Origin of the sequence: Paenibacillus sp. FSL L8-0644 (assembly GCF_038008165.1) — a bacterium.
GTDB lineage: Bacteria > Bacillota > Bacilli > Paenibacillales > Paenibacillaceae > Paenibacillus > Paenibacillus polymyxa_D.
Window position 1 is genome coordinate 2,990,594 of the sequence record NZ_JBBOYN010000001.1, and the last position, 13,029, is coordinate 3,003,622.

Genomic DNA, 13,029 nt, shown 5'->3' on the forward strand with positions numbered 1-13,029 from the left:
TTAGAGCAGCCAACGATGTGAAAATCCACTTTTCCCGATGCCAGAGCATTTGCGCAGAAAATGATATATCCGGTAAATCCTATGGTAAAGCAACCAAATTTGTTCTCTGTGAAAGTCATCAACAATCAATGAGGAACGAGATGCCAGCAGATGATCTGGAGATACCACCATTCGAAATGACTCATCTTTTAAAAACTCTGAATGAAGGTCTTTGGCTACAACGAATCCATCCAATACAAAAACGACATCCGCAAGCCCTTCTCTTAGACTGTGTCTATACCGGCCAACAATTTTTGCCGTATGCCACTAAAAAAGCTTCTACTATTGTAAACATAGTTGAAATAAATTGATATAAAAACATCTTTTGGAAGGTGTGTACATATAAATCGTGGAATAGAAACATATTACAGTTAACCGCTATCTAGAAGGGAACTGTATTGCTATGGTTGACAAGTTAAAAAAATGGCTGTTTAAGCAGCCTTCACGATCTAAAAATGGCACGAGCTCTGAACCAGTTAATGATAAAAAATCGACTGAGTTATCCAAGGAACTGAGTGGCACGCTTAAGGACAACGTGACCTTGCTGAAGCAGGAAATAGGACATAGCACGGATTTCATTCTTCGTTGTTTGAACGATAAACAGGGCAATCCGGTTCTCGCTGTAGGTTTTCTTCAAGGCCTGATTGATCAGCAAATTTTAACGACACTGCTGGAGGAACTTACTGCAGGTATTCGAAATGGGGATCTCTCCGATCGTAATGTTGAAAGTTGGTTGATGGATCGTATTCCTATTGGGGGCATCACTTGCCTTAAAAATGAGAAAGCACTTATCCATGCCGTTCTTTATGGACAGGTGGTTCTCCTTGTCGAAGGCAGCACCAAGGCCTTTGCTGCTTCTATGAGCGGGGGGGCTAAAAGAGCGGTTGAGGAGCCAACATCGCAGACAGTAATTCGCGGTCCTAAAGAGGGGTTTACAGAGGATATATCCACCAATATCGCACTCCTCCGGAGAAGGATCAAATCAACTGAACTCCACTTTGATTCTCGAATTATCGGATCATACACGCAGACGAAGGTATCGGTGGCATATATTCGAGGCATTGCAGATCCAGAGGTGGTTAAGGAAATCTCCAGACGATTAGATTCCATTAACACGGACAGTATTCTCGAAAGTGGATATATCGAGGAATTTATTCAAGATGGGGTATGGACCCCCTTTCCAACCATATATAACACTGAGCGCCCGGATACTGTAGCAGGCAGCTTGCTTGAGGGGTTAGTAGCGATATTGGTTGATGGGACTCCATTTGTATTGATTGCTCCTGTAACCTTTTTTCGGTTCATCGCATCCAGTGAAGACTACTACCAACGTTATGATCTGGCATCTTTTCTTCGAATCGTTCGAATGGCATCCTTTTTCTTGGCATTGCTATTACCCTCATTCTTTATTGCAACAACAACGTTTCACCAGGAAATGCTGCCTACAACAATGCTCATCACTTTGGCTGCGCAGAGAGAGAATACACCATTGCCAGCCCTGCTTGAAGCAATGCTAATGGAGCTGACCTTTGAGGTTATTCGCGAAGCAGGAGTACGAATGCCGCGCGCCGTAGGGCCTGCAATCTCTATCGTTGGGGCATTGGTTCTTGGACAAGCTGCTGTACAGGCGGGATTGGTTTCTGCAGCTATGGTGATTGTGGTTTCATTCACAGCTATCTGCAACTTTGTACTACCTGCGATCAATATGGCGGGGGCTGTTCGTTTGCTCAGATTTGGACTAATGCTGTTAGCGGGTTTATTTGGATTATACGGCGTTTTGGCGGGCTTGGTTCCCATCCTCGTTCGATTAGTATCTGTGAATTCGTTCGGCGTTCCTTATATGATGCCGCTCGCACCTTTCTATACGAGCAATATGAAAGACCTGTTTGTGCGTGTACCTTGGTGGAAGATGAAGAAACGGCCGAAAATGATTGGGGATGTCAATCCAGTAAGACAGGCAACGGAACAGGAATCATTTGCAGAACAAGCGGGGGAACACAGCCGAGATCCCATGGCGTAAGGAGGAACCGATATGTCCCAATTAGGTAGATTTATTTTGGCCTTGGTCATATTATTCATTTTGGCGGGTTGCTGGAACCGAGTCGAACTGAATGAGCTGTGGGTAACTGCGGCTACAGGAGTAGATATGATGGACGACGGACAGTGGATGATGTCCTATCAGATTATTATTCCCTCCGCCCTTGCAAGTGGTACCGGAGGAGGAACGGGAGGGTCTTCTCAACCGGCATCCCATGTATTCTCAGTAAAGTCCAAAACCTATAACCAGGCGTTATCGTACAGCAATTTAAAAACATCAAGACAAATCTACATAGCACATAATCGTGTTGTATTTATCGGTAAGAGAGCGGCTGAGAAAGGAATGGACCGTTTAATTGATTTTTATCTTCGTAATACGGAAGCAAGGGAGATGGTAACTATGATTGTAACGGACGGCTTAGCATCCGATCTATTAAAGAAATTACTGCCGCCTGAAAAACTTCAAGGCGTCGCCATGGCTGAATTAGTCGACAAAGAGAGTGATATTTTATCGGTGTTTCCGAAAGTTAGGGTTTATGATTTCGTATTAAGCATGAACTCGGATTCCAAATCTATTGGAGTACCGGTCGCCGAGTTGACCGGAGAAGGGGACTATCAGGATGTGAAGGAAGCAGAGAGTCTGGATGTCTTCAAAAAAACCTCGGCCCCGCTCAAACTGGCATTGACTAAATTGGCGGTATTCCAAAAAGGAAAGCTCAAAGGGTTTCTCAACAAGGAAGAGAGTCTGGGTGTATCTTATCTGTCTCAAAAGATTAACAACAGCGAAATTTCGTTCCCATGCAGCAAACAGCCCGGTAGGGAAATGTACTCTTCCATACTAGTAAACTCTGCTAATGTAAAGCTTACACCCAGAAAAACCAGTTCTCATTACACTATGCAGGTTGGAGTGAAAATTAATGGGACTTTAAATGAAACTACATGCACTAAGGATATTTCCAAGACGAAGACCATACATGATCTGGAAGAAGAGATTGCAAAAGAAGTGACCAGTACGATAAATAAGGGCTGGGCTAAACTTCAGGAACTTGGTGTAGACGCAACTGGTTTTGCTGACCGGATTCACCGGAGGTTCCCAAGGGAGTGGGGAACGGTGAAAAAAGACTGGGATCAGGAATTCAAGAAGATAGAACTGGACATTCGAGTGGATGCACGGATTCAGCGTCCTGGCCTCCTACAGAAGCATATCGGAAGTCAAACCTAACCCATTTTGTATAAAGGGGCTTTAAAAGTATGAATAAAACCGTCACCAGGGTATCCGGGTTAGCTATCGCTTTTTCCTTGTTTCAGGTTGGCAGTACAACCTTATTCCTCTTGGGAGCTACAGCCAAGCAGGATGCATGGCTAGCCATGCTGATCGGCGCACTTGTAGGCTTCGTCTTGCTAATCATGTATTTATACATGCATAAACTTGATCCACATCGAGATTTGTACGAGCTCCTATGCCATTATTGGGGAAAATGGATAGGTAGTCTGGGTGGTCTTCTGTTCATCAGTTACTTTGCTTATGAAGCTTCCAGGAGTGTCAGGGACATTGGTGAGCTCGGCGCATTGACATTACTTAACAGAACTCCTACCGAAGTTATTACGTTTATAGCGTTAATTGTCTGTGCCGATGTAGTGTGGTTTGGACCGAGGGTCTGGTTCCTTCTATGTCATATCTTCCTTCTTCTATTGGTTTTTGGTTATGGCATTTTATTATTGCTTACTCCTTTTACAGGACTCATTCACTTTGAATTTTTATTTCCTGTATTGGAGAATGGTCTAACTCCCGTAGTGAAGGCTGCCATTCCCGAGATCGTGTCTTTTCCCTTCGGGCAGACGGTTCTTTTTCTTGTGCTGTTCAAGATTGTTACGGATAAACGTAAATTACAGCGGTCAATCGTCATTGTTTACTGGATCACTGCTGTGTTCCTTATTGTAATGAATGAACTAACAATCCTGGTTTTAGGTCCGGAATGGGCAGCATCAAGCACCTATCCCTTATTTGAGGTTACACAACTAATTCAGCTACCGAAGATCGTTGAGAGAGCTGATGTCCTGTTTTCGATGATTCTATTTATTGGAATCGGAATCAAAACGGCTGGTTTTATGTTTGGTGCCGTCATTGGGCTTCAAACGATAACCCCCTTTAGATATAAGCCTGCTTTACTGTTGCTAAGTATCATCATATACGCCCTTACGTTTCTCTCCTCTAGGTTAACCGAATTTTTGTGGTTCGGTCTTCATGTAGCCTTGGTTCGAGTTTGGCCTATCTTTCAGATTGCTCTGCCTGTCCTCCTTTTCCTGACCATGCTAATTCGGAAGAAAAAGAGAAGGACTTATAGTTAGCTATAGCCTTCTCAACACTGTCTAATTTCTTCTTTGTCTTAGCCACATTGGATTCTCTAATGACTAATGTTGAAGAACTTACTGATGTTTTCGACAATTTGTCAGCAATCTTTAGCTTCATGATTCGATTGCCTTTGCTGTTTTACTATGCTGTGCCTTTACGCTTACCACTATGGCATTTTCAGAAAGAGAATTTCCATTTACCTTGAAGGTGTCTTGGTTTATCTCACCAATGGGCCATATCCCTTAGAGCCCCAAGGGGTTTCACTATTTAGTAAAGTACAGATATTGATCACGTTCCCACTGGTGAACTTGTGTGCGATACAGATACAAGTAGCTCCGGCAAATCTCCATTAGTGTGATTCAGGTCAATTATTTACGCCCGCTGATGCTTTTTTGACAGCCAGTTAAAAATGCCTCACTGATTGGAGTTACTTGGAACTGTTCGCCCTACCAATGTCCATCTTTGACGCTAACCGATGCCGGATGGACTACATTCGCAAACTACTATAAATACAGAATAACGTCTGACTTATCCAGATTTACTATTGATCTTCGTGCGAATAAATTTCTTTTTTAAATGCCACAACAAAAAGAAGGTAGGAAAAGTTTCCTAACCTTCTTAGCATTCATATTTCAATGTTTGAATAATATCATTGTTTTTTTACAATGTTACTGCGGATTTACCATTTTAACTTTAAAGATAGGCTTTGGAGTAGTGATAGTGTTTAATGGATCTTATTACTGCCACTACGTTCTCTTGCCATGCTATACAATCCCTCCCCCATAAATTCGTCTGCTTACTATAAGTGAATTAGACAAACTGACGATATGAAATCGTACAGTCTTTTCTAAAGCGGCTACATATAATGTTCTATATATCATTAAAAATGGCTTAAACGGTCAACTTTAATATAGTAAGAGTAGTATTGGTAAGGTTATGAAGTTGGGCTGGGGTTGCATTTGCATTTACCAATTGAATAGTTGTAGGAACGACCCCTACAGTAATAATGACTTCTGCCGAAATTGGTCCGCCACCGTTACCCGTGAAGGGAACAGGAGTAACAGGGATTCCATTTACGGTAAGGTTAAAGGCAGCATCACCTTGGTTATGAATTGTAAAATCTATTAGATAGCTTCCCGTTTCGTTGATTGTTATCGTTGTAGATGGAGGAGTGAAAGTAAATGCACCTCCAACATTAGCCAAAACTCCAGTAAAGGTAATTGGTGAGTTACCCGGAACTGTGTCCGTTCCCGTACCAGGATCTGCTCGGAAGACACTTAAGAAGTCTGATATCCCGCCGCCTGCTGGCCCTGCTGCCCCCGTTGCTCCTGCTGGTCCTACCGCTCCTGCCGGTCCCACTGGTCCTGCTGGCCCCACTGCTCCTGCTGGCCCTACTGCTCCTGCGGGTCCTGTTGGTCCGGGAATTCCTTGAAAACCTTGTAGCCCTTGCTGGCCTTGAGCACCTGGAACTCCCTGTGGACCCGGCAGTCCCTGCGCTCCCTGCGGTCCCTGAGGTCCTTGAGGTCCTCGGATCCCTTTAACAATAACTTTCGGTAAAACTTTGACTTTTTTAACTACACATCTTCTAAATTTTCTCCGATGCATTTTCTTTTGCCAATAATAATGTCTAAACATAATTAATGATCACCTCCAAAGTCTAGTCAAAGTAGCTTATTGTGCAATTAACCAAAAAGATTGGGCTGTTGACTTGATCTTGGGAAAATAGGCATAGGTCTGACCCTATCGTGTTAGATTATTACTGCTTATCCTTCTAAAGCTTAATAGCCCTACTATCAACCGATCCAGCCCCTGCACAGTATGTATCTTTCTATTTCCAGCTTGCAAATTCTTTACCCAAAAAAGGAGATGAGATAATGACTAGATTGTTAGATGCTCGAACATCTCAAAACGCAAGTTACGGTAATACGATCTCAATCTCCATGCCAGCCAATACTCCTGTTGCCATCGCAGAGCTTGGCTTAGACGTGACGGGCGCTGGGGAAAATATGCGTGTACAATTATCAGGGATTGCTGAGCTTTCATTTCCCACTACTCCACCTTTTGACTCCGTTATTGCTATTTCTATTGTTAGAGGCACTCTCGACTCTCCTGTTGCATACGCCCTTTACTCTGTTAGTGTCTCCGAAGCAAACCCAAACGCTGTACAGGTCGTTACCATTAATGCATCCGATTACAATGTCCCTCTACCACCATCAAATGAATTAGTGTATACCTTATATTTATTTTGCACAGCGGATGCCACCCGAATAGGAATAGAAAGTTTTAATGCGGTTGCCTATTCAGATTAACATTACACCATCATATGGAGGGCAAAGCCCTCTTTTTTTCCATCTATCCTTGAGGGACGACACTTTCCATCTGTCGTTCTTTTTTGGTATAGTTTACTTAAGGAGTTGATCAAATGGGATTCATGCTTATTTTTATCGCGATTATTTTTTTCTCACTTGGTATTTTAAGTAAACGAATTCCCACTTGGGGATGGCGTGCAAACGAAGCCTGGAAGATCAAAGGTGACTCAGAACCAAGCGACGCTTACATTGACGACATGAAATTTAGAGGCTCTGTATCTATACTCTTTGGGTCCTTCTTTTTAGTATGTGGACTTTTGGTTATCTTCCTATAAGTTCCACTACCTGTTACCAATCACCAAAACACCATATCGAAACGGAATTTGCTGTTTGGCTGATGCTCCTCAAATATCATTTAGCATATTTTCAAAACAGAAATCTGTCTCTCATCCAAAGCTTCCAGTAATCGAATTTCCTTAATCTTCAGAGACCGACCTGCCGCTGTAGTAAGTAGTAAAGATCATTTTTCTCGCATAGTATTTATTCATCAAACCAGCCATCCTATAAGGAAGAACAATGTAAAACTCGACTCGTCACTCTCGAGAGTGAGTGGTTTAGAAGTGCCAGTATACCCGGGTGTAATGACTTGTTTTCTTTCTAAGGCTTCAAGGCATCCAACACCAACACATATGGATTGTAAACACTAAACTAGACAATTTTTTTGTGGTGTCTCTGCTTGAACTCAGCTGGACTCAAGTAATCCAGAGAACCGTGAATCCTAATATGGTTAAACCAGTGTACATAGTCATGTAATTCTGTGGTTAGCTCAGCAAGACTTTCAAAATGACGTTTCTTCACAAATTCCGTTTTGAAAATTTTAAAAGTAGCTTCCGCAACGGCATTGTCATAGGGACAGCCTTTCATGCTCAAAGAACGCTCAATCTGAAAAGCCTTTAGCGCATCGTCGATGAGCTTATTCTTGAATTCATTGCCTCGGTCGGTATGGAAGAGTTGAATGTCATTCAGGTTGCCCTTAATTGAAGCCAAAGCACGGTAAACCAGCTTGGCATCCTTGTGAGGGCCTGCACTGTAGCCAATAATCTCGCGGTTAAACAGATCTCTACAAAGAAGCATACGTAGTTCCAATATGAACCCACTCGGACGTACGTCAGATCGCTTACGACGACAGACAACGCTTGCTCTTGTTCAAATTTCCGGTCCAGTACATTCGCTTGCTTGGCTTCATTGCATCTCGTGGGATGAGGCTTGTACTGAGCAACCGTATACGAGGAAACCAACCCGTATTCCTTCATGATTCGTCCAATACTCCGCCTGGATACCGTAGAGCCTTGCTGGTGTAACGCTTTTTTGATCTTACGCGTACCGTAGTTTTGACGGCTGCTTTGAAAAATGTCCATAATCAGGGAGGGAAGCTCACCCTCCGATGTCACTTCTACTTTGTTTTCTTCATAATAATAGGTGCTTCTCGGGAGTTTTAGGACGTCGCACATTGCTGATACCGAGTATTTATGTTTATTCTGGCGAATGACATTTACTTTCGTCCCATGATCAGCGCGGCTTGCTTTAATATGTCATTCTCCATGAGCAGTTGCTTGTTCTGTTTTCGAAGTTCGAGCAGTTCTAATTCCTCTGGAGTCCGGTTGTCTTTCTCTTTGAAGGATCCAGATGTGGAACTCTGTTTCACCCATTTATCCAACGATGAAGGATTCAAATCATATTCTTGAATGATATCCTTTCGTGCTTTGCCACTTTGATAGAGCTGAACCATCTACGCTTTAAATTCAGCGCTAAAGGTACGTCTTTCTTTTTTAGTCATGATCCGTTTGCTCCTTCTAGGTTGGTCTGTAGTCTACTATATTAGACCACAATTTTTCTGTCTAGAAGAGTGTAGCCGATCCATCCCATCCAAATTGCTTTCTAAGCGTCAGCACCTTGGAACAAGAAAAGACGAGCCGGTAGTAGCTCGTCATTGTTACTACTGATTTTAAATTGTTTGGCCAATTACACTGTATTCATAAAGTCGAATCTTCAGTAACCTGTGGCTGAGTCCTTTAAGCATTACAACCCCCAAGTATCATAAGCAGTATAAATAGTACGAGAATAACCCCGACACTGGTAAACATGCCGCCATAACCAACTCCATCAGTCCCACTATTTGTATGGGGATGAGTTTTTCAAATTGATTAATATCGGTAGTCTTTCTCATCTCCAGTATTTCCACTGTACCTATGGGCGTGAGGAATTCTACCGTTTACTGTTGTATACCCTTCAAAATGATGGTAATGCCCACCACCTGTCAAGTGAATGGCTGGTCCTGTAGTACCTCTAATTAGATGCGTATGTTGATCGTTAAATGATGTTTCTGCATAATAATTATGAACATGCGGAACACTACTTGGAGCTGGTTCTGTTACTCCAGCGTAATGGTGGTAGTGTCCTACATCAAGTGATGTATTCCCATTAAAAGGATGTACGTGAACATTAACTGGTGTACCGTCCCACGAACTAATAAAAAGCTTATGCGAATGGTTAGAGTCGGAATCACGGGAATGAACAACAAAACCTGTTATTGGTATTTCCATCAGTAGCCACCTCTCTTTATCAACTGCCATATACTATGAAAGAGGTAGTGTAAATGTTCAAAAGGCTATTTGAGTTAGAGTTGGTTTCCACTATTCGGGTAGCAGGAGAACAGGCTGTCAGAGCGTGTGTATGCCCTCTCTCTGCTCTTTGCTGTACTCTTTCCAGTAATTCCGTCCGGATAACGGAAAAAGTGCTTAGAACAACTCACATATTGCGTATAAGAGCAAAAGAAAAAGCACCTCAATGGGTGCTTAACATTCTACCACGATGGTCGATGACCGCATAAGGAACCAGCAGGTCCGACCTCGTCAATGTTTTGTGTATTATTTGATAAAGAAACGAACTTCCCATCAATAATTCTTACATAAGTCATATCTCCATAGTCTGGTTGTGCTTTATCTGTCTGCGGAGACACATACGTAATAAAGACGTTACAAAGACGGTGTCCATTACTCATCCTCATATCAACGGCTTGATTCAGGTAATTTTTAACCTGATTTGGATTTATAATATGCTGTTGTGGCGGTCTACCTGCTGGGTAATACTGTATTCCCCCGTGGGTATAATACATTTTTGTCACACTCCTCAGTAAAGTTTTTACTTCCTGATAGCCTATGCATAGAAGTGTAACGTTGTGTAAGGCAAGATATTTTAGATGGGATTAATTCATTCTTTCACACAAGCTGTACGGGAACAAAACTGCTTAACTCCGTTCCACCTACCCCATAGACAACCTTTGCATTTTTTCGGCTGTTTTGGTGGGCCTTTCATGTATAGCAAAATTCCTTTCTTCTGCTTCTTCTTCAAACCAAAAATCCTTTCAAGGCAATAAAAAAGCCACCCAAATGAGTGACTTGTATCTGCCTATGTATTTAGAGCACCAAATGAACCGAGGCGCTTATTTAAAACCCGAAAAAAGAAACAGCGATAGGTTCTATTCCCGCAAGCGGGATGCAAAACGCTACGTTGTTGCATAAAAGCATTTGTACTTAGTAACAAACAAGACCATTTTACTGATATTAGAAAATGGCCGTCAAAGAACTAAGACCGGACAATACCGGAAAATGGGCAATTAAACCATTATAAGCTGGCTTTTGCTCACTTTCTCGATATTACTCGCTATTAAGTAAAAATAAAGTCTTAGACTGCCGCTGTTATCATTCTATTAACGTTCTTCGTTAGCGTAGCGCATACTTGACCAAATTCGATATGTTACCGGCCAATAACCTACGTTTTCGTATGATTACTCAGCATAGTGATGTGTAGGTGCACTAACATCAACAGTCTCTTAAATCAAAAGCTTCTTCTAGTGCGGCAGTATCTTCGAAGATTTGAAAAAACATTATCTTCTCCTGTTCTACTTCACAAATAATTGCCCAATCACTCTCGAACACTTTCCCGGTTACATTGACCTTGATGCGGAAATTCCCCCATGCACACGCTGCTTCCTTATTACCGATGAGTTTGTGAAGGACAAAACTCTCTATTTGTTCTGCTTCTTCTAATAAGTTTAAATAATTTCTAACACCTTCTTTTCCATGAAATGTGCCGTATAAAGGAAATTTATTAGAAGGCTCTTTTTTAAGAATAATAAATTTCGCTTCATCATGAACCAATTCGATCACTTTATCAATCTGTTTGCTTCCTAATGCTTGAAAATAATTTGTTAGCACCTGTTGAGCACTTTGCATTTCTACTAATCTCCCTTCGAATAGGCGGAATAAACTTTGCACAATCCAATAATAACATATTTTATCTACCATCCTGCCCGTTGGCTTAACGCCGCAGCTGCCAGTCTAGAACTATATTTTCACGGTCTAACACTTTATTTCCATCAAACACTCGTCCCAGACAATTCTCTCACCCAGTTTATCCTCATCACCGGACTTCATAGTTTCCCAGCACGTATTACAAAAGGATGCGCCCATTGTTGTGTTCTCCCGGTTCGGATTAGGGTCATTGCAAAGCATACATTTTCCTGTTTTCGGACTCTTTTTCACAATACCTCTCCCATCGATGGAAAAATAGAAGACACGCTGCGGAATTGAACCGCGCAAGGGTTCTGACCAGGCTGTTTCATGTTTCCGCTGGTTAACTGGTTCCTTGCCGCCTGCGCGTGCCATAAAACCCCGGAATAATCCGAGGAGTAATTCTGGAAACTGCTCAATTACAGAAGCTCTGCTGCGAGCTGCTTGAGCACTGGCGGTGTTGGGATAAGCTGACCATCTTTCTTGTTACCCTTAACATAAGCCTTATCATCATTGGCATAATACACAACGCCCTGACCCTCAACGACTGGATAGCCGCTCTCGTCGTCAGTCAGGCTTGTTTGTACGTACTTGCCGTGCTGCGAAGCGTGCTCCTCATCGTGTAAGTGCAAGATTCCCTCCTCACTCAAAAATGCGAAACGTGGTTTTGCAGACATGATCATGTCCTCCTAATATATTTTGTTGAAAAACCAAAAAGGCCGGCACATTGGCCGACCTGATCACCGAGGCTGAAAAGCTGCGGTTCGTTCCTTATTTGATTTTCCATGATACAACTTCACCATATCAATGGTCCAATGGCAGGTCATAAAGCCCTCAATTCTTGGTCAAATAACGGGCAATATTTTTAAAATTATCAGGTAGTTGAATCCTCTTTTTGTTGTAGTTAGCTTTCCTATCTTCTAATTGTTTTTGCTTAAGTTTCTTATCTAATTGCTCCTGTCTTTTCTGGTGGTCTTTAGCTTCCTTTTCTTCTCTTTCCTTTTCCTCATAACTTTGAGCAACTATATTCTCTAAAGAAGATAAAAATCTCGTTCTAACATAATAGTATGCTAATAAGATAATCATACATAAAGCCAAAAAATAAAGAATCCATGAATAAATATGACCAAAGAAGTAGCTGGCGGACAAATCATTAATTTTTTTCAACGTATACTCCCCAAATGTATTAACTTTATCTTGATGTGGATATTGTTCCGTAACAATATCCATAAATTTCATTCTTAAAGTATTCAATTGATTGTCTAAGCTTGTATTCAAGGTAGTATTGTTACTAAGCGTACTCACTAGTATTGTAATTACAATAGTTATCATTGGTATTGAACTTGCAAGAGATTTGTGCTGATCTAGTTCACTTTTTATATCAGATTTTATGGTGCCAAGTTCAATTAGAGAATGTTCTTTTTTTAAAGTTGTTTTAACAACTTCAAGTTTTTCTAGCGTAAATGTTTTTTGAAATCTCAGCCATTTCCTCTTTAATTCAAATCTTTCCTTTAAGTATTCCCTTGTGCTCGAATAATCTGTGTATTTCTTAAACATAGTATTCCTCCTTTTTTGTTATATATCGGAATTTTCCGCAAAAAAAGTAGACCGACATTATGCTATCTGCACAATATTAAAAAAGAGGGCACCTTAATAGGCACCCTCTGGTATGTTAAAGTATGGAAGAAATTATTAATTCATTATTTTTAAATCTCTCCAAAAATTTCTTGCCGTCAATCAAACCTTTCTCTACCATCTCTTCATACGTTTCGAAAGTAGGAGTTATCGCTTTGTTTTCACAAACAAGCACGAATCCTCCATTGTAAGAAAGAAAGGCATACAACTTATCGCGATAATAAAACTCTATTTCCCTGTGCTGTTGAAAAAATTCTATAATTTCTTGATGGGTAATTTCATTCTCGCTCATTTTATATCTCAC

Annotated in this window: 12 protein-coding genes and 1 pseudogene; 5 read left to right on the forward strand and 8 right to left on the reverse strand. The window is 41.5% G+C overall.

Features of this window, described 5'->3' with window-relative positions:
- Positions 1 to 442 precede the first annotated feature (442 nt).
- The 3 genes from NSS94_RS13400 to NSS94_RS13410 are packed head-to-tail and all read left to right on the forward strand — an operon-like array spanning position 443 to position 4,425.
- Complete coding sequence (locus NSS94_RS13400; protein ID WP_029517851.1) at positions 443 to 2,059, forward strand: spore germination protein; 1,617 nt, start codon at positions 443 to 445, stop codon at positions 2,057 to 2,059.
- 12 nt (positions 2,060 to 2,071) lie between these two features.
- Positions 2,072 to 3,298: a Ger(x)C family spore germination protein gene (locus NSS94_RS13405; RefSeq protein ID WP_029517852.1), complete on the forward strand. Its 1,227-nt coding sequence runs from the start codon at positions 2,072 to 2,074 to the stop codon at positions 3,296 to 3,298.
- Positions 3,299 to 3,327: 29 nt separating this feature from the next.
- Positions 3,328 to 4,425, forward strand: a complete 1,098-nt coding sequence (locus NSS94_RS13410) for a GerAB/ArcD/ProY family transporter (protein WP_029517853.1) — start codon at positions 3,328 to 3,330, stop codon at positions 4,423 to 4,425.
- An 895-nt stretch (positions 4,426 to 5,320) separates the two neighbouring features.
- Here the strand turns inward: NSS94_RS13410 and NSS94_RS13415 are convergent.
- Positions 5,321 to 6,064 (reverse strand): BclA C-terminal domain-containing protein, encoded by a 744-nt coding sequence (locus NSS94_RS13415; protein ID WP_341039433.1) that lies wholly within the window; start codon positions 6,062 to 6,064, stop codon positions 5,321 to 5,323.
- Positions 6,065 to 6,303: 239 nt separating this feature from the next.
- On the opposite strand from NSS94_RS13415, the gene NSS94_RS13420 reads away from it, so the two are divergent.
- Both NSS94_RS13420 and NSS94_RS13425 read left to right on the forward strand, forming a co-directional pair.
- The gene (locus NSS94_RS13420; RefSeq protein WP_029517855.1) at positions 6,304 to 6,738 is read left to right on the forward strand and encodes a hypothetical protein; all 435 of its coding nucleotides are present in this window, start codon (positions 6,304 to 6,306) and stop codon (positions 6,736 to 6,738) included.
- Positions 6,739 to 6,851: 113 nt separating this feature from the next.
- Positions 6,852 to 7,073: a DUF6199 family natural product biosynthesis protein gene (locus tag NSS94_RS13425; RefSeq protein ID WP_069010594.1), complete on the forward strand. Its 222-nt coding sequence runs from the start codon at positions 6,852 to 6,854 to the stop codon at positions 7,071 to 7,073.
- 373 nt (positions 7,074 to 7,446) lie between these two features.
- On the opposite strand, the pseudogene NSS94_RS13430 reads toward NSS94_RS13425, so the two are convergent.
- From NSS94_RS13430 to NSS94_RS13460, 7 genes and pseudogenes are all read right to left on the reverse strand, one after another.
- Positions 7,447 to 8,527 (reverse strand): annotated as a pseudogene (locus NSS94_RS13430) (IS3 family transposase).
- A 415-nt stretch (positions 8,528 to 8,942) separates the two neighbouring features.
- Positions 8,943 to 9,341, reverse strand: a complete 399-nt coding sequence (locus tag NSS94_RS13435; protein ID WP_341039434.1) for a YmaF family protein — start codon at positions 9,339 to 9,341, stop codon at positions 8,943 to 8,945.
- Positions 9,342 to 9,601: 260 nt separating this feature from the next.
- Positions 9,602 to 9,913 carry a hypothetical protein gene (locus NSS94_RS13440; protein WP_341039436.1) on the reverse strand — a complete coding sequence of 104 codons (312 nt, stop codon included), beginning with the start codon at positions 9,911 to 9,913 and terminating at the stop codon, positions 9,602 to 9,604.
- Positions 9,914 to 10,619: 706 nt separating this feature from the next.
- Positions 10,620 to 11,033 carry a nuclear transport factor 2 family protein gene (locus NSS94_RS13445; protein ID WP_341039437.1) on the reverse strand — a complete coding sequence of 138 codons (414 nt, stop codon included), beginning with the start codon at positions 11,031 to 11,033 and terminating at the stop codon, positions 10,620 to 10,622.
- A 476-nt stretch (positions 11,034 to 11,509) separates the two neighbouring features.
- A complete protein-coding gene (locus NSS94_RS13450) occupies positions 11,510 to 11,767 on the reverse strand; it encodes a hypothetical protein (RefSeq protein WP_069010599.1) in 258 nt (85 codons plus the stop codon).
- 157 nt (positions 11,768 to 11,924) lie between these two features.
- A complete protein-coding gene (locus tag NSS94_RS13455; RefSeq protein ID WP_069010600.1) occupies positions 11,925 to 12,647 on the reverse strand; it encodes a hypothetical protein in 723 nt (240 codons plus the stop codon).
- A gap of 115 nt (positions 12,648 to 12,762) precedes the next feature.
- Positions 12,763 to 13,017 carry a hypothetical protein gene (locus NSS94_RS13460; RefSeq protein ID WP_069010601.1) on the reverse strand — a complete coding sequence of 85 codons (255 nt, stop codon included), beginning with the start codon at positions 13,015 to 13,017 and terminating at the stop codon, positions 12,763 to 12,765.
- Positions 13,018 to 13,029: the final 12 nt, after the last annotated feature.

What these genes read in the sequence shown, in the direction of transcription:
- NSS94_RS13400 (WP_029517851.1), top strand. Translation starts at nt 443, where the DNA reads ATGGTTGACAAGTTAAAAAAATGGCTGTTTAAGCAGCCTTCACGATCT.
- NSS94_RS13405 (WP_029517852.1), top strand. Translation starts at nt 2,072, where the DNA reads ATGTCCCAATTAGGTAGATTTATTTTGGCCTTGGTCATATTATTCATT.
- NSS94_RS13410 (WP_029517853.1), top strand. Translation starts at nt 3,328, where the DNA reads ATGAATAAAACCGTCACCAGGGTATCCGGGTTAGCTATCGCTTTTTCC.
- NSS94_RS13415 (WP_341039433.1), bottom strand. Translation starts at nt 6,064, where the DNA reads ATGTTTAGACATTATTATTGGCAAAAGAAAATGCATCGGAGAAAATTT.
- NSS94_RS13420 (WP_029517855.1), top strand. Translation starts at nt 6,304, where the DNA reads ATGACTAGATTGTTAGATGCTCGAACATCTCAAAACGCAAGTTACGGT.
- NSS94_RS13425 (WP_069010594.1), top strand. Translation starts at nt 6,852, where the DNA reads ATGGGATTCATGCTTATTTTTATCGCGATTATTTTTTTCTCACTTGGT.
- NSS94_RS13435 (WP_341039434.1), bottom strand. Translation starts at nt 9,341, where the DNA reads ATGGAAATACCAATAACAGGTTTTGTTGTTCATTCCCGTGATTCCGAC.
- NSS94_RS13440 (WP_341039436.1), bottom strand. Translation starts at nt 9,913, where the DNA reads ATGTATTATACCCACGGGGGAATACAGTATTACCCAGCAGGTAGACCG.
- NSS94_RS13445 (WP_341039437.1), bottom strand. Translation starts at nt 11,033, where the DNA reads ATGCAAAGTGCTCAACAGGTGCTAACAAATTATTTTCAAGCATTAGGA.
- NSS94_RS13450 (WP_069010599.1), bottom strand. Translation starts at nt 11,767, where the DNA reads ATGTCTGCAAAACCACGTTTCGCATTTTTGAGTGAGGAGGGAATCTTG.
- NSS94_RS13455 (WP_069010600.1), bottom strand. Translation starts at nt 12,647, where the DNA reads ATGTTTAAGAAATACACAGATTATTCGAGCACAAGGGAATACTTAAAG.
- NSS94_RS13460 (WP_069010601.1), bottom strand. Translation starts at nt 13,017, where the DNA reads ATGAGCGAGAATGAAATTACCCATCAAGAAATTATAGAATTTTTTCAA.